The organism is Variovorax sp. 10N420 (assembly GCF_056394705.1).
In genome coordinates this window covers 119,794-140,286 of record NZ_JBFTIJ010000009.1, presented here as the reverse complement: position 1 = coordinate 140,286, position 20,493 = coordinate 119,794, and the positions used below count along the sequence as shown (strand labels likewise).

At 62.3% G+C, this 20,493-nt stretch carries 23 protein-coding genes; 12 read left to right on the top strand and 11 right to left on the bottom strand.

All coding sequences use genetic code 11. From position 1 onward, the window contains the following. Nucleotides 1-5 precede the first annotated feature (5 nt). From sucD to AC1DEK_RS22375, 9 genes are all read left to right on the top strand, one after another. Nucleotides 6-899, top strand: a complete 894-nt coding sequence (gene sucD, locus AC1DEK_RS22415) for a succinate--CoA ligase subunit alpha (protein WP_478127497.1) — start codon at nucleotides 6-8, stop codon at nucleotides 897-899. 92 nt (nucleotides 900-991) lie between these two features. Then, nucleotides 992-1,681 carry a TerC family protein gene (locus AC1DEK_RS22410; RefSeq protein ID WP_478127496.1) on the top strand — a complete coding sequence of 230 codons (690 nt, stop codon included), beginning with the start codon at nucleotides 992-994 and terminating at the stop codon, nucleotides 1,679-1,681. A gap of 16 nt (nucleotides 1,682-1,697) precedes the next feature. Then, nucleotides 1,698-2,507 (top strand): Stp1/IreP family PP2C-type Ser/Thr phosphatase, encoded by an 810-nt coding sequence (locus tag AC1DEK_RS22405; protein WP_478127495.1) that lies wholly within the window; start codon nucleotides 1,698-1,700, stop codon nucleotides 2,505-2,507. Between the two features lie 67 nt (nucleotides 2,508-2,574). Then, nucleotides 2,575-3,228, top strand: a complete 654-nt coding sequence (locus tag AC1DEK_RS22400; RefSeq protein ID WP_478127494.1) for an FHA domain-containing protein — start codon at nucleotides 2,575-2,577, stop codon at nucleotides 3,226-3,228. A gap of 42 nt (nucleotides 3,229-3,270) precedes the next feature. Continuing rightward, entirely contained in the window at nucleotides 3,271-5,538 is a 2,268-nt protein-coding gene (locus tag AC1DEK_RS22395; protein WP_478127493.1) for a CHASE2 domain-containing protein, read from the top strand. A gap of 35 nt (nucleotides 5,539-5,573) precedes the next feature. Then, entirely contained in the window at nucleotides 5,574-6,380 is an 807-nt protein-coding gene (locus AC1DEK_RS22390; protein ID WP_478127492.1) for a 3',5'-cyclic-nucleotide phosphodiesterase, read from the top strand. Nucleotides 6,381-6,583: 203 nt separating this feature from the next. Next, complete coding sequence (locus AC1DEK_RS22385) at nucleotides 6,584-7,081, top strand: pilin (RefSeq protein WP_478127491.1); 498 nt, start codon at nucleotides 6,584-6,586, stop codon at nucleotides 7,079-7,081. Nucleotides 7,082-7,140: 59 nt separating this feature from the next. Next, nucleotides 7,141-7,377, top strand: a complete 237-nt coding sequence (locus tag AC1DEK_RS22380) for a hypothetical protein (protein WP_478127490.1) — start codon at nucleotides 7,141-7,143, stop codon at nucleotides 7,375-7,377. Further along, entirely contained in the window at nucleotides 7,337-7,660 is a 324-nt protein-coding gene (locus AC1DEK_RS22375; RefSeq protein WP_478127489.1) for a GNAT family N-acetyltransferase, read from the top strand. Before AC1DEK_RS22380 ends, AC1DEK_RS22375 begins: the two co-directional genes overlap by 41 nt. 351 nt (nucleotides 7,661-8,011) lie before the next feature. Here the strand turns inward: AC1DEK_RS22375 and AC1DEK_RS22370 are convergent, their stop codons facing one another. The 7 genes from AC1DEK_RS22370 to moaC all read right to left on the bottom strand — a co-directional run bounded on the left by AC1DEK_RS22370 (nucleotide 8,012) and on the right by moaC (nucleotide 15,406). Further along, nucleotides 8,012-8,461 carry a type IV pilin protein gene (locus AC1DEK_RS22370; protein ID WP_478127488.1) on the bottom strand — a complete coding sequence of 150 codons (450 nt, stop codon included), beginning with the start codon at nucleotides 8,459-8,461 and terminating at the stop codon, nucleotides 8,012-8,014. Nucleotides 8,462-8,463: 2 nt separating this feature from the next. Next, nucleotides 8,464-12,333, bottom strand: a complete 3,870-nt coding sequence (locus AC1DEK_RS22365) for a PilC/PilY family type IV pilus protein (protein ID WP_478127487.1) — start codon at nucleotides 12,331-12,333, stop codon at nucleotides 8,464-8,466. An 11-nt stretch (nucleotides 12,334-12,344) separates the two neighbouring features. Next, the gene (locus tag AC1DEK_RS22360) at nucleotides 12,345-12,929 is read right to left on the bottom strand and encodes a pilus assembly PilX family protein (protein WP_478127486.1); all 585 of its coding nucleotides are present in this window, start codon (nucleotides 12,927-12,929) and stop codon (nucleotides 12,345-12,347) included. Then, nucleotides 12,926-13,666, bottom strand: a complete 741-nt coding sequence (locus AC1DEK_RS22355) for a PilW family protein (RefSeq protein WP_478127485.1) — start codon at nucleotides 13,664-13,666, stop codon at nucleotides 12,926-12,928. The genes AC1DEK_RS22360 and AC1DEK_RS22355 overlap by 4 nt, the downstream gene beginning before the upstream one ends. Then, a complete protein-coding gene (pilV, locus tag AC1DEK_RS22350; protein WP_478127484.1) occupies nucleotides 13,663-14,214 on the bottom strand; it encodes a type IV pilus modification protein PilV in 552 nt (183 codons plus the stop codon). Before pilV ends, AC1DEK_RS22355 begins: the two co-directional genes overlap by 4 nt. After that, the gene (locus AC1DEK_RS22345; RefSeq protein ID WP_478127483.1) at nucleotides 14,211-14,777 is read right to left on the bottom strand and encodes a GspH/FimT family pseudopilin; all 567 of its coding nucleotides are present in this window, start codon (nucleotides 14,775-14,777) and stop codon (nucleotides 14,211-14,213) included. Before AC1DEK_RS22345 ends, pilV begins: the two co-directional genes overlap by 4 nt. A gap of 146 nt (nucleotides 14,778-14,923) precedes the next feature. After that, a complete protein-coding gene (gene moaC, locus AC1DEK_RS22340; RefSeq protein ID WP_478127482.1) occupies nucleotides 14,924-15,406 on the bottom strand; it encodes a cyclic pyranopterin monophosphate synthase MoaC in 483 nt (160 codons plus the stop codon). A 51-nt stretch (nucleotides 15,407-15,457) separates the two neighbouring features. Here moaC and AC1DEK_RS22335 point away from each other — a divergent pair, with 51 nt between their 5' ends. After that, complete coding sequence (locus AC1DEK_RS22335; protein ID WP_478127481.1) at nucleotides 15,458-17,044, top strand: M48 family metalloprotease; 1,587 nt, start codon at nucleotides 15,458-15,460, stop codon at nucleotides 17,042-17,044. A 15-nt stretch (nucleotides 17,045-17,059) separates the two neighbouring features. Here the strand turns inward: AC1DEK_RS22335 and AC1DEK_RS22330 are convergent, their stop codons facing one another. The 3 genes from AC1DEK_RS22330 to AC1DEK_RS22320 are packed head-to-tail and all read right to left on the bottom strand — an operon-like array spanning nucleotide 17,060 to nucleotide 18,684. After that, entirely contained in the window at nucleotides 17,060-17,413 is a 354-nt protein-coding gene (locus tag AC1DEK_RS22330) for a phage holin family protein (protein WP_478127480.1), read from the bottom strand. Nucleotides 17,414-17,428: 15 nt separating this feature from the next. Then, nucleotides 17,429-17,896, bottom strand: a complete 468-nt coding sequence (locus AC1DEK_RS22325) for a hypothetical protein (RefSeq protein ID WP_478127479.1) — start codon at nucleotides 17,894-17,896, stop codon at nucleotides 17,429-17,431. A 50-nt stretch (nucleotides 17,897-17,946) separates the two neighbouring features. Continuing rightward, nucleotides 17,947-18,684 (bottom strand): TerC family protein, encoded by a 738-nt coding sequence (locus AC1DEK_RS22320; protein ID WP_478127478.1) that lies wholly within the window; start codon nucleotides 18,682-18,684, stop codon nucleotides 17,947-17,949. Nucleotides 18,685-19,093: 409 nt separating this feature from the next. On the opposite strand from AC1DEK_RS22320, the gene AC1DEK_RS22315 reads away from it, so the two are divergent. After that, entirely contained in the window at nucleotides 19,094-19,525 is a 432-nt protein-coding gene (locus tag AC1DEK_RS22315; protein ID WP_478127477.1) for a DUF3717 domain-containing protein, read from the top strand. A gap of 14 nt (nucleotides 19,526-19,539) precedes the next feature. Beyond that, a complete protein-coding gene (locus tag AC1DEK_RS22310; RefSeq protein WP_478127476.1) occupies nucleotides 19,540-19,842 on the top strand; it encodes a DUF2007 domain-containing protein in 303 nt (100 codons plus the stop codon). Between the two features lie 27 nt (nucleotides 19,843-19,869). Here AC1DEK_RS22310 and AC1DEK_RS22305 read toward each other — a convergent pair whose 3' ends face one another. After that, entirely contained in the window at nucleotides 19,870-20,430 is a 561-nt protein-coding gene (locus tag AC1DEK_RS22305) for a YaeQ family protein (protein WP_478127475.1), read from the bottom strand. Nucleotides 20,431-20,493: the final 63 nt, after the last annotated feature.

Genomic DNA, 20,493 nt, shown 5'->3' with positions numbered 1-20,493 from the left:
ACGTCATGTCGATCTACATCAACAAAGACACCAAAGTCATCACGCAAGGTATCACCGGCAAGACCGGTCAGTTCCACACTGAAAAGTGCCAGGAATACGCGAACGGCAAGAACTGCTTCGTGGCCGGCGTGAATCCGAAGAAGGCCGGCGAGTCGATCTTCAACATCCCGATCTTCGGCTCCGTCAAGGAAGCAGCCACGCAAACCGGCGCGACCGTGTCCGTGATCTACGTGCCGCCGGCTGGCGCTGCCGCCGCGATCTGGGAAGCCGTCGAGGCCGACCTGGACATGGCGATCTGCATCACCGAAGGCATTCCCGTTCGCGACATGCTCGAAGTGCGCAACAAGATGAGGGCCAAGGAAGCCGCCGGCGGCAAGAAGACGCTGCTGCTCGGCCCGAACTGCCCCGGCCTGATCACGCCCGACGAAATCAAGATCGGCATCATGCCCGGCCACATTCATCGGAAGGGCCGTATCGGGGTGGTCAGCCGCTCGGGCACGCTCACCTATGAAGCCGTGGCGCAATTGACCGAAATCGGTCTTGGCCAGTCGAGCGCTGTCGGCATCGGTGGCGACCCGATCAACGGGCTCAAGCACATCGACGTGATGAAGGCCTTCAACGACGATCCCGACACCGACGCCGTCATCATGATCGGCGAAATCGGCGGCCCCGACGAAGCCGACGCGGCACGCTGGTGCAAGGACAACATGAAGAAGCCGATCGTCGGCTTCATTGCCGGCGTGACTGCCCCTCCCGGCAAGCGCATGGGTCATGCAGGCGCGCTGATTTCCGGCGGCGCTGATACAGCGGACGCCAAGCTGGCCATCATGGAAGAATGCGGATTCACCGTGACGCGCAACTTCTCTGAGCTCGCCAAGCGCCTGAAGGCACTTATCTGATAATCGCGCCTAGCGGTGTGAACCACACAAGAAAAAGCGCCCGCAATTCAGGTTGCGGGCGCTTTTTCAATCAATAACACGTGGCTTGAGACATGGAACTTTTGCAAACCGCGGACTTCTGGATCGGTCTTGTCAAGATCGTCTGGATCAACATCATTCTCTCGGGCGACAACGCCGTCGTCATCGCGATGGCGGCGCGTTCGCTTCCACCCCAGCAGCAGCGCACGGCCGTGCTGTTCGGTTCCGGGGCCGCAGTGGTTCTGCGCATTATTCTCACGGTCGTCGCGGCCAAGTTGCTGGCGCTGCCTTATCTGCAGATCGTCGGCGGCGCGTTGCTGTTGTGGATCGGCACCCAGTTGCTCGGCGAAGAGGAAGACGATGGCGGCGAGGACAAGGAATACGGCAGCATGTTTGCGGCGGTAAGAACCATTTTGCTGGCCGACCTCGTCATGAGCCTGGACAACGTCATTGCCGTCGCGGCAGCGGCCCAGGGCAGCATGGTGTTGCTGATCCTCGGACTGGCAATCAGTATTCCGCTGGTGATTTTTGGCAGTACGCTCATGATCAAGCTCATGGAACGTTTTCCCATCATCGTCATGCTCGGCGCAGCGCTGATCGGCTGGGTCGGCGGCGAGACGATCGTCAGCGACACCATCCTCGCCGACGTCCAGGCAAACAACCCGTGGCTGCATTACGCCGCCGCGATCACCGGTGCCATCTTCGTGGTTCTGGTTGGCCGGTGGCTTCAACGCCGCGGACACGCTGAAAAGCTGATCGCCTGATCACCCACTCACGACCATGGCGAACTTGGGCGCACCAGCAACTCCGGACATCGGCACTTTGACCTGGGATTTCGCCGCCCTCACCGACGCCGGGCGGATACGCGCCAACAACGAGGACACCATCGCCTTCGATGCCTCGCTGGGTCTGGTTCTCCTGGCCGACGGAATGGGCGGCTACAACGGCGGTGAAGTCGCCAGCGGCATGGCGATCGCGCTGCTGCAAGCCAGCTTCGGCCGATGGCTGGCGCACGCTGGCCCCCAGGCAAACCCAAAGGCGGTTCGCCGAGCCTTGCAGGCCGGCACCGACGAGGCGAATGCGGCCATTCTCGAAGCCGGCATCGCGAACCTCCAATTGCAAGGCATGGGGACGACCCTGGTGCTGGCCGCTTTCGGGCAGCAGCGAGCCATCGTCGGCCACATCGGCGATTCCCGCTGCTATCGGCTCCGCGGAGAAAAGTTCGAATTGCTGACGCGCGACCACTCCCTTTTGCAGGAGCAACTCGACGCGGGGGCGATCACGCCAGAGCAGGCCATCCAGTCGCCGCACCGCAATCTCGTGACGAGGGCCCTGGGTATCGAGCGCCACGTCGAACTCGAAATGCACGAGCACAGCGTTCGGGCGGGCGACCTCTTTTTGTTCTGCTCCGACGGCTTGAGCGAGATGGTGTCGGACGCGCAGCTTTTCACACTTTTGTTACAGAATATAGAACTGCCCGAAAAGGCAACACTTTTGGTTGCAACTGCGAACGAGAATGGGGGGCGGGATAACATTTCCGTTGTCCTGGCCCGAGCGAGCGGAAGCGGACCGTCCGAGGAACCTGGATAGCCAAGATCAAGGGACCGTCGCCGCAGGGACCTACTGTGAATAGAAAAATGAGATCCAGGAGTCGGCCATGCCGAAATTGATCGTGTCGATCGACGGCGTCGTCATCAAGGAAGTGACGCTTGCCAAGGACCGGACCACGCTGGGCCGCCGGCCCTATAACGACATCGTGGTCGACAATCTCGCCATCAGCGGCGAACATGCCGTGCTGCACTTGATTGGCGGCGATGTCTATCTGGAAGATCTCAACAGCACCAACGGTACCTACGTCAACGGCCGTGCCATCAAGAAGCAGGCGCTCGAGCAGAACGACATCATCGAAGTTGGCAAGTACAAAGTTCGCTACCTCGCGACGGGCGGCTCCGAGAGCGCCGCTGCTGTCCGTGCCACGGTCCCGCCCGTTCCGTCCGGCCCCATCCCCCTCTCGTCTGCGCCGACCGTCCAGTCTCCCCTTGGCGGCGGCACTGCTGGTGTTGCGGTCATCCGCGTCCTTTCCGGCAGTGGCGCCGGTCGCGAACTCTCCCTCCAGAAAGTCGTCACGACCATCGGCAAGCCCGGCGTCGCCGTGGCGGCCGTCACCCGGCGCTTGCACGGCTATGTCGTGGCGCCCATTGATGGCGGAACCGTGCTCAATGGCGAGCCGCTCGGCAGCGAAGCGGTTGCCTTGCAAGACGGCGACGTGCTCGAGCTGGGCGGCACTCGAATGCAGTTCGTCGTCGCCTGACCTTTTTCCGCGGGACACAGCAACCCGCGGGCGCCGCCAGCAATGATTGCGCTGCGCCAGCGCTGGGCGCGGATCGCCGTCACCCTCTTGCCCGTCGCGCTCGCCATAGCGCATGTGGTGGGAGGCTGGCGTCTCCCCTTTGTCGAGGCGCTCGACTACTTCATCTATGACACGCGCCTGCGCGCAACGATGCCGCGCACGCTCGATCCGCGGGTCGTCATCGTCGATGTGGACGATCGCAGCCTGCAGCAACTCGGCCAATGGCCCTGGAGCCGTGACCTGCTGGCGCAACTCACCACCGAGATCATGGATCGGCAGCAAGCCAAGGTGCTGGGCTTCGACGTGCTCTTTGTCGAACCCGACGGCACCTCGGGCGTGGACCCGCTCCGACGTCTGGCGCAGGGGCCTTTGTCTGCCCGCCCCGAAGTCGTCGAGGAAATCAAGCGCTTCGCGTCCGAACTCGACCACGACGCCGCCTTCGCGAACACGCTGGCCGGGCGGCCCGTTTCGCTCGGCTTCTACTTCACGCAGACGCGAGAGCCGCGCACCAGAGGACAGCTGCCCGCACCCGTCTTGCCAGCCGATGCCTTCCCCGAAGGACGCATCTACACGACTCAGTGGAACGGCTTCGTCGGCAGCATCCCCCAGCTTGCGCGCGTGGCGCCCGCAGCCGGCTTTCTCAACGTGGTGTTCGATGCGGATCAGGATGGCATCGTCCGATCGGTGCCGTTGATCGCCCGCTATACGGGCGAAGTCGCGCAACCAGGCTATTACGAATCCATGGCCCTGAGCGTTTACAGGATGGCGGTCGGCTCGGAGGCCATTCGACCCATCTTCGCGCCGACCGGCCACCAAACCGGGCCACCCCCTCTGGAAGCTCTTGCCGTCGCAACCGCATCGGGCACCCAACGCGTTCCGGTGAACGCGACCGCCAGCATGCTCGTCCCGTTTCGCGGACCGGGCGGCGCATCCGGCGGCTCCTTCCGCCATGTCTCTGCCGCCGATGCCATCCACGGTGCGCTTGAACCCGATGAACTGAAAGGCAAGATCGTTCTCGTCGGCTCGACAGCGCCAGGCCTTGAAGATCTGCGATCCACCCCGGGGGGCGCCGCCTTTCCCGGCGTCGAAGTGCACGCCAACATCATCTCCGGGCTGCTCGACGGACGCATGCGCAGCGTTCCGGACTACGCCCCCGGCTATGAATTGGTCGTCGTGCTCATTGCCGGTCTCGCGCTCGCTTTCGGGCTTTCGCTCAGCAGCGCGCCTCGTGCCGTGCTGATTGCCTTGCTTGTCGGCGGCGCGGCGGTGGGCATCAATACATGGCTGTTCCTGTATGCCAGTCTCGTGCTGCCCTTGGGAGCCACCGTCATCATGATCGTGGCGGCGTTCTTGCTGAACATGAGCTGGGGTTACCTGGTCGAATCGCGCGCCAGTCGCAGGCTGGCCAGCTTGTTCGGCACCTACGTGCCACCCGAGCTGGTCGCCGAAATGCGGGCAGACCCCGCGCGCTACAGCATGCGCGCGGAAAGCAAGGAAATGACCGTCATGTTCTGCGACATGCGCGGCTTCACCCAAATGGCCGAACAGATGGCGCCTGTCGAGCTGCAGGATTTCTTGAACACCATCTTCAGCCGCCTGACTGCCGTCATCAGCGCGCATCGCGGAACAGTCGATAAATACATGGGCGATTGCGTCATGGCGTTCTGGGGCGCGCCTGTCGATACGCCCGACCACGCGGAGCTTGCCGTCCGCGCGGCGATGGACATGAGCGCGGCCGTGGGCGAGCTGAACGAAGTGCATCGCAAGACAGGCCGCCCACAGATCAGCATCGGGATTGGTCTCAACTCCGGCGTCATGAGCGTCGGGGACATGGGTTCGGCTGTCCGCCGCAGCTATACGGTCGTCGGAGACGCCGTGAATCTCGCGTCGCGAATCGAAGGCCTGGGCGTGCACTACGGGGTCGAAATTGTCGCCAGCGAGGCGACCCAATCGCTTGCGCCGTCATTCGTGTGGCAAGAGCTCGATCGCGTTCGCGTGCAGGGAAAGATGAAGATCGTCCGGATCTTCACCCCCGTCGGCTTGCGAGGCAGCGTGGCGGAATCCCGCGACGGCGAACTCGAGCGCTGGGATCGCGTTCTTACTGCCTACCGCGCGCAAGAATGGCGGCAAGGTCAAGTTATGCTGGCAACCCTGCACGCCACGGATGCGAAAAAAGTCCTTTACCAGCTCTATGCGCAGCGATTAGCCTCGCTTTCGTTGCAGCCAAAGGACCCAGCCTGGGACGGTGCGACCCGGTTCGAATCGAAATAGCGGCCAAACGGCTGAAAGGGCAAAGGTCTCGCCAAATGCAGGTGCGTGTGTTGGGGTGCTCCGGCGCCATTGCCAAGGACTGCCGCACGACCTCTTTTCTGGTCGATAGCGACCTGCTGGTCGACGCCGGCACGGGCGTCGGCGACCTGACGCTCGACGAGATGGCCGCCATCGACGACGTGGTGCTGACGCACTCGCACCTCGATCACGTCGCCGCACTCCCGTTGATGCTTGACTCCGTTGCAAACAACCGGGCGCGGCCACTGCGGGTGCATGCGCTGCGGGCAACGATCGAAGCCTTGCGGGCGCATGTTTTCAACAACGTCATCTGGCCGGACTTTGCGAGCATCCCCAGTCGTGAGGCGCCGTTCGTGAGCTTTCACGACCTGGTGATCGGGCAGCAGTTGCAGCTTGGGACGGGGGCGCTCAAGCACATCGAAGTGCTGCCTGCGGTGCATACCGTTCCGGCTTGCGGCTACGCCGTGAGATGCGCGCGCGGCGGGCCGAACTGGGTTTTCAGCGGGGATACCGAGCGCAATGCGCCGTTTTGGGATCGGGTGAATCAGCTCGATGTCGCGATGCTGGTGATCGAGACTGCGTTCAGCAATAGAGAGCAGGCGCTGGCCCAGCGGAGCTTGCATCTTTCGCCGTCGACGCTGGCGAGCGAACTGGCGCAGATCGCTGAAGGCAAGAACTATCCGATCTATATCACCCACACCAAGCCAGCCGAGACGGGCGAGATCATGAGCCAGATCGATTTACTGACCCATGCGTCCCAGGGACATGGGAAGCAGGGGTGGGACATTCGGTGGTTGCAGGCGGCTGGTGTTCTGACGGTCTGACGACTCTTGCCAGTGGAGTGACAAAAATTGTCGCAGTGTTTGTTGGCAACAACGAAGATTGTCACTCCTTGTAACGCGAACGTGAACAAATTGGCATCGGGATCGACGTGAACAGGGGTGCGGCAGCATGGCATGGATGCTGCGGTTAAATGAGCGCACCGAGGGCTCGCCTCGGGCCCTCAAAACCAACCTGGAGTAACTGAATGAACCGTCGTTCCATCGCACGCAATGTGCAAAAGGGTTTCACCCTTATTGAATTGATGATCGTTGTGGCGATCATTGGTATCTTGGCTGCTGTGGCTCTGCCGGCTTATCAGGACTACACCGTCCGTGCCAAGATGTCTGAGGTGATCATTGCGCTTGATACTTGCAAGAACGCAGTCACTGAAGCGGCCCAAACTGGCTTGGCGACTGCGCCCACTACCAACAGCTTCGGTTGCGAGAGCACGACGGCCACTTCTCAATACGTCGCCTCGATTACGACCGACGCCGCTGGCGTCATCACGGCAACAGTCCAGGGCATCAGGCCCGCCGATCCAGACGGTCTTCTTGTGACATTGACGCCGTCTTCGACGGTGGGCACTCCCCCGACTGCCATGGTTGCTGCCGACTTCACGGCGGGAACCGCGAAGCCCGTCATGCAGTGGAAATGCACCGGCACAGTCAACCAGAAGTACCTGCCTGCCACCTGCCGCACCTAAGCGTCGATCTGTCCCTAAACGAGCCGCCTTCGGGCGGCTTTTTTGCGTCCGGCGCCCCCATGGCAAGCGTGCGCGCACTGACCTTGGTCCGGCAACTTCGACGAACCGCCGGCGGTGGCCCGCAGCGGCGCGTCGAAGCTAAGGCTGCCTTCCATGCAAAGCATACGGAGCAGTTCCTCGTCAAGGCGCTGCGCAAGGGCGGCAGTTTGACGGTGTCCATGATCGCGGAGGTCGACGAGGAAATAGTCGGCCCACGTGGCCACATCGCCGGTAAGCATTTCGGACGGCGCTCCTGATTGGTGTGGTCTCGGCCCCATTTCAGTGTCGCCGGTCTATCAACGTCAGGGGGTTGGCTCACGCCTCATGCGCGAAGCGCAGCTTCCGGGTGCGCCGTTCTCGGCGAGCCTGGCTTCTACGGTCGCTGGGGCTTTCGGCCCGCCATGGCGTACTTCTGCGGGTGAAAGTTCCGACTTAAGCAAGTCGGGAGAGCGCGACCCATCAGGTGACCTGAAAAGCGACCAGCGACCAGAGAACGAGAAGTCAGCAGAAGTCGAGATAGCAATAAAGGCTGAGAAATAGAAGCGCCGGCGAGGGGCCGAACGTGCGCACCGTGGTTGCATTCCTCCACGCAACAGTCACCATCGACGCAGCGGTTATCGGCCGCCCATGACGCCAAAAGTGCGCATGGCGCGCTTCATCCGCCACGAAATGCCGAGTGCTCGGCCGTCGTTTTATAGCCTTGGTGTATTTCAGCAATGAGACTAGTTGCTTGCCCCATCGCAAAGCGTCGAGCAAAGTCCCCACCATCAATGCTGCAGCATCGCGTTGGAGACCCGCAAGCAAGTCCGTCTGGAATTACCGTGTCGGGAGAACTGTCGCCGCGATCTTCCGCGGCCCCTCGAAATTTGCTAACAGTTCCGGAAACGATGCTCACCAGCACCCGGCTGCGCCAAGCGTTCCGCTGCTGCCCTGGGCACCTAGTTGATCAACGGTGTAGGTACCGCATTTGGTGTCGGCCGTCTGTGCACCCGCAGGCGTGGCGGTGGCGGTGAATGCAGTGGCCGTAGCGGTTGGGACGTTGAGCTGATAGAAGACCGAGCTACCTGACGAAACATCAATCGGAAATACGCCTCCGTATCCCAGGTCGGCCGCGATTTTTGTGTAGGTGTTGTGGGTAGTCATATAGCGCTCCTGCCGGGCCGCGAGGTCCAACAACGCTGCCTTCGCGTCAGTGCGCCGCGATTTGCGAATCTGTTCCAGATATGACGGGTACGCGATGGCTGCCAGGATCGCCACGATAGCCACCGCGATCATGAGTTCGATCAACGTGAAGCCAGCGCTGCGACGCTGACAACCCTTTGAGCATTTGAGGTTCTTCATGATCAGCGCAGTTTGATCCATGTGAGTCGGTTGCCCTTGCCGTTAGCTCCCGGATTGATCTTGGTGGTGACGCCCTGTCCGCCGCTGGTCTGCTGGACCAGATACGGCCATTTGTCGGCCGTCACGATGGACGGCGTGCCGGTCGCGCTCAGCCCAATGCCGCTCACGATGCCGCCGTTGTAAGTGACAAAATTGCCGTTCTGGTCACCGAAGAACGAGCTCTTGGGTGCGCCACCGCTGTCCAGCGACACAGCCATGGTGTAGCCCGACGCGGGCTGTGTGTCACAGCTCAAGGCTTGCGACACTGCGGGAATGGTGGTGTTGATCAGCAACATGCCATAGGCAATTGTCGGGTTGTAGATCACCTGCTCGTTGCCAGTGGCAGGCAAGGGCAGTGTCCAGCCGAAGTGCGTGTTGGCGCTGGCGCCGCCTGTGCAGGCGCTTGACCCTTTCCAGCACACCTTGTTGGTACTGAGCGTGCGGTAGCCCGAAATCGTGCTGCTTCCGGTGGGAGCGGGTGCCGTGGCCGTGATGCTTTGCGTCCTTAACGTGCTGACGGTGACTGTCTGCGTCCCCGTGAGGGCGGCATATTGGGAGGAAGCCCCCGCAACTGTGTTCCAGGCGCTCATGTCCCAATCCCATACGCCGTAGAGCGCCTGGGTGCCGGATGCGTACGTGAGCGCGCTGGTCTGCGTCTGCGGAAACTGTTGGCCAGTGCCAAAACTGATGACGACGCCGGGCTGACCGGCAGGGCCAACGCCAAGCACTGAGGCAACTGTCACACGGGTGGTTATCGGTTGGCCTGTTGCGGTGGTGAAGATGGGCTTTGCGGAAGCAGCCCACTTGGTCGGATCAGAACTGGTCAGGTCAAAGCGCCACACATTGCCGAGTGAGTCGCCGCCGTAGACGTAGTCGGTCACGTGGTCGCCATCCAGGTCGGCAGAGGCGACGTAGGCGATGCCGTTGCGCGCGGTGATGTTGCCTGAAGTGTCTTTGGCCGGGCCTTTTCCGGTGTCGATGAAGCGGAACGTGCGGGTGCCGTCCGTCGGATCGACCAGCATGACGAACAGCCCTGCCGTGCCTGTGCTGCTGTTGAGCCCATTGCCGAAGAGCACGGCCCATTGCCCGTTGTGCATGCGGCGGATGATCGGCGTGCCATAGGTGCTGCCCAGGCTGTTTCCGCATGTCGCGTTGCCCGTGCATGTGATGGCGCCGGCCCCGGTGCCCGACCTCCATTCGCCGAGCACCAGCGACGCTGCCTTGCCCTCGGCGAATTGGGTGGGATCCGTAATGTCCAGGGCGTAGATTGCGCTGTTTGCAACCGAGGTCGTATCGGCAATCGGACCGCTTGCATTGGCGCCAGCACCGACGCCGCTGACCAGCCACGTGTGCCAGGCACCACCGTAATAGAGGTCGCCCGTGCCTGGCGTGGCGTCGGTAAAGAGGTTGTGCGCGTATTGGGTCGAACTGAAATCCAGCAACGGCGTGGTCGAATGGATGGTGTTCAGGACCGTCGAGGGGATATACGCAAGCAATTCCTTGCCGTCGTTCGTGGTGTTGACGAAGTCTCCCTTGGCGTCATAGGTGCCGCTGCGAAAGCCATGCAGGAAACCATCGTTGGCGCCGATGTAGACCACATTCTGCCGGGCGCCCTGGGCAGTCGTAGCTGTCGACCCGGCGAAGTCGGCGTAGCTGCCTGCCGCTTCATTGACGGTGGCGGACGGGTACAGCGCATCCTTCCACGGCCCCTGGTAAGGCAGCGAAGGCGGGCCGACCCAGGTCGGGCTCGAATTGATGATGTCGCCCAGCACGCCGGTTCGGGTGCGCAGCTTGCCGGAGTTGGCAATTTCAGTGCTGCGGTCGCCTCGCAGGTAGCGCAAGCGGGCATCGGTGGATGATGCGTCGCCAGCTGTCAATGCGCTCGCCTGTGCAGTCGTCAGATTGCTCCATTGAAACGGAATGCCGGCCGCGCCGTTCCAACTCAACATGGTTCGACTGCCAGATGCCTGCGCAGTGTTGGTGCCTTTGGTGGCCTGGCACGAGCCGCCTGTCAGAACGCAATTGGCGTCCCAGTTAGCCACTGGGTTGATTGAAACCAGCCCCGTGGTGGTGTCGGTCACGAGATCTTGCGCGGTCAGTTGGCCCCACCAGTTGCTGGGATGGTAGTAGGCCAGGTACACCTGCGTGCCGGCTTCCACCCGTGCAGCCTGCTGTACGTTCGTGCCGGCGGAGCTGCTGGAGAGGTTGAGCGGCGAAGCCTTGAAGCAGGTGATCTCGTGCACGTTGCTACCGCCGCCTGTGCCGGCGGAAAAGCCGAACAGGACGTTGTCCGGAACATTGCCGTTGGACGCAGAGATGGACTGGTTGGAGATCACCGGGACGGCCGATCCGCCGTTGTAGCTGTAGGACATGTTGAGCAGGCCATCCTGCGTGATGCTCAGCGCGTAGGTGATGGGGACGGCGCTGCTGCGAACCGGCGTCGATGGCGTCGACGTGGACGTGGCCTGCTGATTGAAAATGGTCACCGCGTTTGTCCCGGTTTTGGGCAACACGCTGGAAGCCATGAGCGGGTAGTCCGTCACTGGGGTGGTGTAGAACTGCGCGGCCGGCACGGTCGTGCCGTTGACAGTTTGCGACGCGCCCGTGTTGTTATAGGGAAAGCCCGTCGCGCAGGTGGTTTGCACTGCTGTTTGCCGAGTGGCGGCGCTCATCGAAGTCGGGAAGAGCGAGGGATAGGTTGCGTTCAACCATGTCCAGTTGACTTTGCCGGCGCCCCGGACACTGATGGTGCCTGGCAACGCCCCTGGGCCCGTGGCGGTGTTGTCGTTCTTGCTCCAGGAGTACGTCGTCGCAACCGTCGTCGTAAGGGGGCTATTGGCGGCATAGGTGGTGTAGGTGCCTGCCGCGTAGTAGATCTTGCTTGAGCCCGAGCCGCTGCTGTTGACCTTGCCGGTGATGTTTATCGCCGCAGGCACGCTGGTGCTGCCGCTCACAGTGCTGGTGGAAGTGGGATTCGGAGGTGTATTGGTAACCGTGGTCGTGCTCGGACTACTGGTGCTTATCGTGATCGTCGTGGGACTGCCGACGATGCCGCTCGGCGCGGTGCCGTTCCAAGTAGGAGCACCTTGGCTGGTGAGGATTGGGGTTTTGCCGCTACTGTCCGTGCGTATGTTTCCTGTGTAGACGGTAGGGGTCGCTGTTGTCGTAACCGTCGTCGTTGTCGTCGCGGTAGTGACGGCACCATTGGTGAAGTTGCCGTATTCGTCGATGCCGACGCCCAGGTAGCCGCCCAGGAGACCATCGTAGGTGCCATTGGTGTTGGAGCAGCTATAGCCCAGACTGCCCCCGAAACCACCAGCGGTGACTGGAGGGCTCGAGGCATCCGACATAAAAAACGTGATCCCGTCCGCACCAGAAGGCTGTCCGGAGGCGTTCTTGTACGCATTGCCGCCGTAGGTCTTGGTGGTAAAAGTGACCTGCACACCCTGGTTGGCTGGGAACCCTTCCGTCGTGATCACGGCGCCTGTCTGATTGGTGCCGTTCGACCCGTTAGTGAGGTTGTCGCCGTTGGTGAGTCGCAAGGCACCGTTGCCCACTGGATCGGGAAAGGTGCCGTTGTAGCCGCCGATGAGTGTCTTGCCGGCGTAGTAACCCCCGCTTGCCTGCAATGCAGTGCAGCCTGGGATGGTGTTTGTCGCGCTCTTTGCGGCCGTCCCGGCCGTCAGGCAGGCGCCATTCAAACTGTTCCACTTGTTATAGACAGAGGCCGCCCCAGTGAGCGTGTCATTGATGACGACTTGGGCTTGTGCCGACCAATAGGTGCCGGCCAGCATGCAGAACAGCCCGGCCAAAAGTGTGCGCGAAGGATTCATAGTCGCTTTCCTCAGGGTTGGTCGAGAGCTTTGTTTCCGCCGGTGATCTGGTAGGTGCTTTGCACCACAGCGGCAGTGGTAGCTCGGCCGCCGTAGCCGTATGCCGAAACTTGGTACAGCAGTGATCTGCCGTCGGGCGCCAGGCCGAGGTAGCTGATGTACATGCCGGGTTTGGCGCTGTACTTGATGTCGCCGCCACCGGTCACACCTCCACCTCCTGCCGCCGACATGTTTGGAGGCAGGTACTCGGCGCGCGCCGTCCATGGCAGCGTGGCGGGCGTTGCGAGGGCGTTGGAGCAAACCTGCATCTGGGAAAGCGTGTTGGCATTTGTGACCGCGGTGCAGGCACTTCCTGTGCCTCCATTTCCTTGGCCCAGCCACCATTCGCCATACTGCAGGGCGCTTTGAGCTGTCTCTAGTGCGCGCTGCTTTTCCAGCGTGTTGCCCGCAATCTTTTCCTGCAGGTCGAAGCTATGAAACATGCTGATCGACAACACCGTCAGCACGATCAAGAACAGCAGGCTGATGATCATCACGAAGCCATGCTGTCGCGGCTTGACGGCAAAACTTGAAATGGGCTGGCGACGCGTGCTCATGGTTTGTTCATCAGGTTGATGACCTGCGTCCAGCCAATCGTCGTCGACGAAAGGAAGGGATTGATCAGATTGACGGTGACGCGCGCGGTCCGCGCCTGTGGCCACCACGCCTTCGTCGTTATGGTGGCTGCGTCCAGGTACTGCAAAGCCTGTCCGTCACCCAGCGTGTCGACGCCGTAGAGCACCTGCAACGATTTGATGCCGCCCACCAGGGGCGTGTTCGTCGTGCCTCCATCGTTCGAACACAACAGTTCATTGTTCGCGCTGACAGTGAACGTGTTCATGACCAGCTTCTTGACTGCGGGCGTTGCAGCCGGATTGACGTTGCCTAAGCAGTCCATGATCCCGTCGCCGCTCGTCGTCATATAGCGAGAGGTGATCGTGTCGCTGCTGCCACTCGCACCGGTCAATCCAACCACCCCCTGTCCTGCGGCGAATGCACCATAGGCGCTACCCGTCGCCGCGGGCAAGTTCGTTGCGGCGGTGTTCGCCAGAGGGTCGGGAAAGTAGCCCGCCGATTGAATCGTCGTGGTCAGGATCGTCAGAGCGAGGCGCTCGTTGTCCTGCAACTGCGCAAGCTGGTCCTGCGAGGTGAAGGCCTGCTTCATGTTGAGGAACAGAGAAGTCAGACCCAGCAGGATGAATAAGCCGATGGTGACTGCGACGAGAAGTTCGACAAGTCCGAGGCCGGACTGCCGCCCCCGACCATGCTGCAGGGTGGGCGCTTGGCGGTTCATGGCTCGACGTAGAGGCTGAATTGCTGGGTGGCGGTCTGGGTGGCGCCGCCAGCGGTCGTGGTGCTACGGTTGATCGCGATGTACTTCTCGGCCCAATTCACGTTGATGACGCAGCTGATGGGCTGACCGACGACGGTCGTGCATGTGATAGTCGCCGTGTACGAAGGAAAGCGGTCATTCATATTTGCCACCCAGGTTTGCACGTCGTAGGCGGCCATTTGCGCCGGCGTGCAGGTCGCTGTCGCAGTGGGGCTGCAATCCACCGTAGCGTTCAGGATGTTCGAGGCATCCGTGATCGTGGTACCTATGGCGCTCGCAGTGCCTGGGGCAGCCCCCTCAGCCCAGAAGGCTCGATTTCCATGCATGGCGGCTGCAAGGCTGGAAGCCTGAAGTGCGATGAGTGAGCGGGCCCTTGCAATCTGAGTGTTGGCTAGCGCTGCGGCTTGCATTCTTGAGAGGCCGAGCAAACCGAACGCGATGATGACGAGTGAGACCAGCACCTCGATCATCGAGAAGCCCAGAGCTTGGCGTTTGGTGGGAGCCATCATGAACATCCTCCGGTTCCACCCGCCATGACGCTGTGGTGCCCGATTCTGTTGATCGACACGCATCGCGTGGCGTTGGCATTGAGTGGCGCGGTATGCAGTGCCATCAAGATGGCCGTACCTGTGCCGACTGGCAGATTGGCAAAACCGTCCCGGCTGTAGGTGACCGATGTCATGGACGGCGTTGCGGCGAAGGTGTCGTTGCCGCTCCAGGCGGGCCGCTTGCGAAGCACCGTGTCACCCGTGTCGACCGCGCCGGAGCCGTTGAGATCGGCGAACACGATCCAGCCGCTGTGCCAAGTGTTGGCGCCGAGACAGCTGACGCCATTGGAGGATGCACAGATGCTGACCGGCAGGCCTTGCTTGATCGCTTCAGAGCGCGCGAACTGCAGATCGCCTGCGAATGAATTGATCTCGGCGCTCACGCGGTTGCGCTGGATCAGGCCGACGAATGAAGGCGTGGCGAGTGCTGTCAGTATGGCGACGAGCGCGATCACGACCATCAATTCGATGACTGTGAATCCTCGGGCAGAGCTCGCGCTGCGATCAGATCGCCGGTAATTCATTGACGTGGTTTCGCCCAAGGAGGGTTGGGCTTCTGGTTACGATTTTCGGCAATCGTCACAGATTGTGACTTTCGACGAGTGCCATTCGTCGTGCATGCTTCGCCGTCTGTCGGACCTTGCATCCGGTCGGCGAGGGCTCGACCCTTCTATGTGTCCGCCACCCAACTCCCCGACTTCCCCCCATGCTTCTCCAACACATGCACCCCGCTGATCGTCATCCCCCGATCCACCGCCTTGCACATGTCATAGACAGTCAACAGCGCCACCTGCACAGCCGTCAGCGCCTCCATCTCGACACCGGTCGGCCCGACGGTCTCCACGGTTGCGGTGCAACTCACGTGCGGCAGTTCCCCCTCGACAAGCGCAAACGCCACCGCCACGCGCGTGAGCGCCAGGGGATGGCAGAGCGGAATCAAATCGCTGGTCTTCTTGGCTGCCTGGATGCCGGCGATTCGAGCGACGCCCAGCACGTCGCCCTTCTTGGCGGTTCCGGATTCGACCAGGGCCAGCGTGGACGCCAGCATCTCGATACGTCCCGTAGCAACGGCCACTCGATGGGTCGCGGGCTTGGCTGCAACATCGACCATGTGCGCCTGGCCTTGGGCATCAAAATGGGTGAGAGAGCTCATATGAACGTTCCGCGGAGTGCCGCATCATACGAGCCGAGCCGTTGAAGAGGAATGCCGCGCTTGACTACGATTTCTGAATCCTCCTCCAGACCTGCAGTACGCGTCCGCCGCCCGCTGCGTGCCCTTTGCGTCGCCCTGGTGATCGCCTCCCAGCTGGTCTTGCCGGCCCCCGTCCGCGCCCAGCAACTGCCCGGCATGGGCGACGGCGCCGAAATGACGGCCACTGCCGAGCGCCATCTGGGCGATCAGATCGCGCGCGAGTTGTACCGCGACCCGGACTACATCGACGATCCGGTGCTGATCGAATATGTGACCGACATCTGGCAGCGCCTGCTCGCGGCGGCGCGCACCCGTGGCGAGCTCACGCCCGAACTCGACGAACGCTTTGCGTGGACGATTCTCCTGGGCCGCGACCGCGAGGTGAATGCATTTGCATTGCCCGGTGGTTACCTCGGCGTGAACCTGGGGCTGATCGCGATCGTCGGCAGCCGCGACGAGCTGGCCACGGTGCTCGGGCACGAAATGTCGCACGTCACGCAGCGCCATATCGCGCGCATGATGTCCAAGCAGAACAAGCAGTTTCCGTTGATGCTCGCGGGCATGATCCTGGGCGTGCTCGCCGCAAGCAAGAGCCGCAATCCCGATGCCGGCCAGGCAGTGATGATGGGCAGCCAGGCGGCTTTTGCGCAGAGCCAGCTGAGTTTTTCGCGCGACATGGAGCGCGAGGCCGATCGCATCGGATTCGGCGTGATGACGCAGGCCGGCTATGCCCCGCAGGGCGCGGCGTCGATGTTCGAAAAGCTGCAGTACGCGTCGCGACTCAACGACAACGGCTCGTACCCCTATCTGCGCAGCCACCCGCTGACGGGCGAACGCATCGCGGACATGCAGGCGCGCTTCCAGCTTCAGCCCGGCAAGTCGGGCGCCCTGCCGCTGGCGATGGATCACGCAATGATCTCCGCCCGTGCGAGGGTGCTGACGCGGCCAGGCGTGGATGTGCTGCGTCTCTGGGTCGATGCGCCGTCAACCGGCGAGTTCGCGCGCAGCTCGCCAGCGCAACAGGCGGCAATGCTTTACGCAGCGGCGTTGTCGGCGAGCGAATTGCGCGACTTCAAGGCAGCCCGCTCGTTGGCGCAGCGGCTCGTCACTCGAACTGCGGACGACGCACCGTCGGCGCGACTGGCCCGTTTGCTTTCGGCCGAGATCGAGTTGGTCGCGGGCTCCGCACCGGCGGCGCAGGCGCTGCTCAATCCCAAGGCCAAGGATCGTCCTGAAATGCTGCTCGCTGCGCAGGCCGCCATTGCCGTGCACAACCCGGCGCCGATGGTTCAGCCATTGCGGGACTGGGTCGCCACGCATCCTCGCGATGCGACGGCTTGGCGCACGTTGGCCAATTTGTATGGCGCCCAGAACGATCCGGTTCGCGCTGTGCGCGCGGACGCTGAGTCCAACATCGCGGTGCTGGACTATCCGGCCGCGCGGGATCGGCTCAGGGCGGCGCAGGACATGATCCGCAACAACGCGCGCGGAGCTGGGGGTGAGCCGATCGACAACTACGAGGCATCGATCATCGATACCCGAGCGCGCGCGGTGGAGGCTCTCGCGAGAGAACAGGCCGCAGAGCCGCCCCTGAAATAGACGAACAGGCGCGCCTCAAGTCCGGGCGAAGAGCCCACCCAGCGCCGATTCGATGATCAATCCGAGCAGCGAATAGAGCAACGATCCGATGAGGGCGGCCAGGAAGCTGTTGACGTGGAAGCCCGAAAGCAACCCTGAAGCCGCCCAGAAGAGCAGCGCGTTGATCACGAACAGGAAGAGCCCGAGCGTGACGATGGTCACGGGCAGCGTGAGCACCACCAGAACCGGCCGCACGAACATGTTCAGAAGGCCGATCACCGCTGCGGCAAGTAGTGCCGAGCCATAGCTGGTGACCTGGACGCCGCTGTAGATATACGTGACCGCCAGCAGCGCCAGTGCGCTGAGCAGCCATTTGATGACAAGGCGCATTGGCTGGGCGCGTATTCAGTCGGTGAACTCGGCGGCGAGCATCATCAGCGCACCCATGCTCAGCAGGGCACTGGGAAGCGCCCAGCTCGAGCGCCCGGGAGGCGCCACGTCCGCTGCCACGGGCTCCAGGTCGAGCCCGGCCTTTGGACGGCGCGCATCGACGACTTGCGCCACGCCATGCTCCAGTCTCAGTCGCTTGGTCAGGTCGGCGAGCGGCCCCTCGGCGAGAACCCTTGTGACGCGATCGCCTTCCTCGCTTTGCAGGGCAGGCACTAATTGCTCCTGCACCTTGGCGAACCATTTGCTCCGCCAGTTTTCGCGCGCACTGTGGCTGACCCATTTGCTGATGCGACGGGTCATGCGCGGCGCGCAAGCCACCAGCACCCAATGCCGCGGAGCCCGACCGTTCGCTTCCGCTGCCATCTTCGCGAGAAATTCGCGGGCGTAGGCGGCGTCATCAACGTACAGAATGATCTTTTCCATGGGAGCTCCTTCTTGCGATGGTTGTAGTGGCAGAGACATCGAGCGCTACGTCAAACGGTGACCGTGTCGGCAGGTTTCGGGCGGCGCGCGGCCACCCACTTGCCGATGGCCAGTACCAGCAGCGCGCCGGCGACACCGGCCGCATAGCGGACCACGTCGCTTTGGGGCAGCTTGGGCACCCATGTCCACGCGGCGGCGTTCGCCACGGCCGGATCGGAGACAGCCATGGTGCCGGCGATCCAGCCCAGAAGCATCCCTCCGAGCGTGATGATGATCGGGAAGCGGTCCATCAGCTTGATGACCAGCTGACTGCCCCAGACGATGATCGGAATGCTCACGAGCAGCCCGAAAACCACGAGCGACATCTGATGGCCTTCGCCGGCACCTTCGGCCGCACCGGCGATCGCGATGACGTTGTCCACGCTCATGACCAGGTCGGCAACGATGACGGTCTTGACCGCGGCCCAGAGCTTGTCGCTGGCAGCGATGTTTCCGTGGGGGTCGTCGTGCTCGGGTGCGAGAAGCTTGATGCCGATCCAGACCAGCAGGATTGCGCCCGCGAGCTTCAGGAAAGGTATGGCGAGTAGCGTGAGCGCGAAAAAGATCAGGATCACGCGCAGCACGATGGCGCCAGCGGTGCCCCAGAGAATGCCCTTGGTGCGCTGCGCCGGCGGCAGCTTGCGGCATGCCAGCGCAATCACCACCGCGTTGTCGCCGCCGAGCAGGATGTCGATCATGATGATCTGACCGACGGCAACCCAAAACTCGGGCGTCAGAAACTGTTCCATAAAGTCCTCTGTTCGTTTCGATTCATCCCGTAGGGGCCGGATGAAGCGGGCGGGTGAGGACCAACGCCCTCGAGGAACACGCAATCGCTTCGATCAAACCAGCACGGGTTCAAATCGAAGGTCTTGCTCGACAGCGCGTGACTGCCCGAAAGGCCGGAAGTGTGATGCTTCGTATTGACGACCTGACGATGCCCGCTGAAAAGCGAGCGGGAGCTACTCCCCTTCGTGGCGGAATTAGAGCATTGCGCCTGATGTGTGGCAACCGGGCAGGGCTTCGGCCTTGAGCGAAAGCCGCTGGCGGGCCGCATCGGGTAAGAAGTTGTCGCTATGAATATGAGAGCTGATCAATTCCTTCGGGCACGGCGGGATTTGTCGGGACTATGATCGCCGCTCGCTTTTTTTCGTCCCTATGGCCGCCATTCACATCACCGACATCGAGGCCGCCATCAACTTCTGGCGCGGCCGAAAGCCCTCGCCCGACGGCGTGACGCTTGCGCCCGAACTGCGGGCGCTGGCCGAGGTGTACGCGCTCATGGTGTTCCACCACGAAGACGAGGTTGATGAAGTCGGCTTTCCGTCGAAGGCATGGGACGCATGGCTGACCTGGTACCAGACCACGCCCGATACGCCGTGCATCGCCATCTGCTCCACCAGCCAAGGTGATGACGAATGCAAGGGTTGCGGGCGAAGTTTCGACGAGGTCCAGCACTGGCCGGCCATGACGCCGGGCGAGAAGCGCTCGACCTGGCGTCGGATCACCATGCAGGATTCGGCTTGGCGCTTCAATAAATACGCGGAGCGCGCCCGCGAGGTCTCCGATACTGCAGCGAGCACCGAGTAGCCTCGCCTCAATCTATGCGCCGCCTCGTCCAAGCCCCCAATCTGGCCATCGCGACGCTTTGGTTGCATGCATTGCGCGAAGACGGCGTGCAGGCGTCGGTGCAGCGTGAATATCTGGGTGCCGCAGCGGGCCAACTGCCTCCGGACCAGTGCCTGCCCGAAATCTGGATCGAGGACGACGCGCAGTTCGCGCTCGCCGAGCGCCTCTTGCATGAACTGCGCCATCGGCCCCAACGCCGCTGGCAATGCGTGTGCGGCGAACTGGTCGAAGGCGGCTTCGAACAGTGCTGGCAATGTGGCGAAATGATGCCGAGCTAGGCTCGCACCGGGGCAAAGCAGCGATCCCTACTTGAGCTTCACGGGTTCGATATCGATGTTGTGCGTGCCGTCGCCCAGCATCAACGCGCCTTCCTGAATCGTCGCCTGCAGCTGCATCGACCGCTGCGCCAGAGCGGCAAGCGCCTGCGAAGCTGCGGTGGGTATCCGGAACACGCTCAGGTTCTGCGGCCGCGTCAGCTTGTTCTCGATGCCGCGCCACCAGATCTCGGCCGCGTGGTTGAAGCAATAGACGATGACCTCGTCCGCCTTGCCGCACGCCTTGATGATGGGCTTTTCTTCCGGCTGGCCGACCTCGATCCACATCTTTACTTCGCCGGTGAAGTCGCGCAGCCAGACGTCCGGCTCGTCCGGGTTCGAGAGGCCGGCGCCGAAGGCGAGCGTTCCGTCGCCATTGCAGACGTCCTGCAACTTGTGGGCGTTGAGCGCCAGCGCCACCAGCCGGATCATCATCCGCTCGTCGGTTTCGCTCGGATGACGCGCCAGCGTCAGCGTGTGATCGGCGTAGTAGCCATGATCGATGTCCGCGACAGCGAGACTGGCCTTGAAGATCGTTGACTTGAGTGCCATCAGATTCGCCGCTCCGTCAGGGGGCAGCGAGGACACGAAGTGCTGAGAGTGGGGGCCATGATG

Excerpts from the sequence above, each read along its gene's own strand:
- sucD (WP_478127497.1), top strand. The coding sequence starts at position 6 with ATGTCGATCTACATCAACAAAGACACCAAAGTCATCACGCAAGGTATC.
- AC1DEK_RS22410 (WP_478127496.1), top strand. The coding sequence starts at position 992 with ATGGAACTTTTGCAAACCGCGGACTTCTGGATCGGTCTTGTCAAGATC.
- AC1DEK_RS22405 (WP_478127495.1), top strand. The coding sequence starts at position 1,698 with ATGGCGAACTTGGGCGCACCAGCAACTCCGGACATCGGCACTTTGACC.
- AC1DEK_RS22400 (WP_478127494.1), top strand. The coding sequence starts at position 2,575 with ATGCCGAAATTGATCGTGTCGATCGACGGCGTCGTCATCAAGGAAGTG.
- AC1DEK_RS22395 (WP_478127493.1), top strand. The coding sequence starts at position 3,271 with ATGATTGCGCTGCGCCAGCGCTGGGCGCGGATCGCCGTCACCCTCTTG.
- AC1DEK_RS22390 (WP_478127492.1), top strand. The coding sequence starts at position 5,574 with ATGCAGGTGCGTGTGTTGGGGTGCTCCGGCGCCATTGCCAAGGACTGC.
- AC1DEK_RS22385 (WP_478127491.1), top strand. The coding sequence starts at position 6,584 with ATGAACCGTCGTTCCATCGCACGCAATGTGCAAAAGGGTTTCACCCTT.
- AC1DEK_RS22380 (WP_478127490.1), top strand. The coding sequence starts at position 7,141 with ATGGCAAGCGTGCGCGCACTGACCTTGGTCCGGCAACTTCGACGAACC.
- AC1DEK_RS22370 (WP_478127488.1), bottom strand. The coding sequence starts at position 8,461 with ATGAAGAACCTCAAATGCTCAAAGGGTTGTCAGCGTCGCAGCGCTGGC.
- AC1DEK_RS22365 (WP_478127487.1), bottom strand. The coding sequence starts at position 12,333 with ATGAATCCTTCGCGCACACTTTTGGCCGGGCTGTTCTGCATGCTGGCC.
- AC1DEK_RS22360 (WP_478127486.1), bottom strand. The coding sequence starts at position 12,929 with ATGAGCACGCGTCGCCAGCCCATTTCAAGTTTTGCCGTCAAGCCGCGA.
- AC1DEK_RS22355 (WP_478127485.1), bottom strand. The coding sequence starts at position 13,666 with ATGAACCGCCAAGCGCCCACCCTGCAGCATGGTCGGGGGCGGCAGTCC.
- pilV (WP_478127484.1), bottom strand. The coding sequence starts at position 14,214 with ATGATGGCTCCCACCAAACGCCAAGCTCTGGGCTTCTCGATGATCGAG.
- AC1DEK_RS22345 (WP_478127483.1), bottom strand. The coding sequence starts at position 14,777 with ATGAATTACCGGCGATCTGATCGCAGCGCGAGCTCTGCCCGAGGATTC.
- moaC (WP_478127482.1), bottom strand. The coding sequence starts at position 15,406 with ATGAGCTCTCTCACCCATTTTGATGCCCAAGGCCAGGCGCACATGGTC.
- AC1DEK_RS22335 (WP_478127481.1), top strand. The coding sequence starts at position 15,458 with ATGCCGCGCTTGACTACGATTTCTGAATCCTCCTCCAGACCTGCAGTA.
- AC1DEK_RS22330 (WP_478127480.1), bottom strand. The coding sequence starts at position 17,413 with ATGCGCCTTGTCATCAAATGGCTGCTCAGCGCACTGGCGCTGCTGGCG.
- AC1DEK_RS22325 (WP_478127479.1), bottom strand. The coding sequence starts at position 17,896 with ATGGAAAAGATCATTCTGTACGTTGATGACGCCGCCTACGCCCGCGAA.
- AC1DEK_RS22320 (WP_478127478.1), bottom strand. The coding sequence starts at position 18,684 with ATGGAACAGTTTCTGACGCCCGAGTTTTGGGTTGCCGTCGGTCAGATC.
- AC1DEK_RS22315 (WP_478127477.1), top strand. The coding sequence starts at position 19,094 with ATGGCCGCCATTCACATCACCGACATCGAGGCCGCCATCAACTTCTGG.
- AC1DEK_RS22310 (WP_478127476.1), top strand. The coding sequence starts at position 19,540 with ATGCGCCGCCTCGTCCAAGCCCCCAATCTGGCCATCGCGACGCTTTGG.
- AC1DEK_RS22305 (WP_478127475.1), bottom strand. The coding sequence starts at position 20,430 with ATGGCACTCAAGTCAACGATCTTCAAGGCCAGTCTCGCTGTCGCGGAC.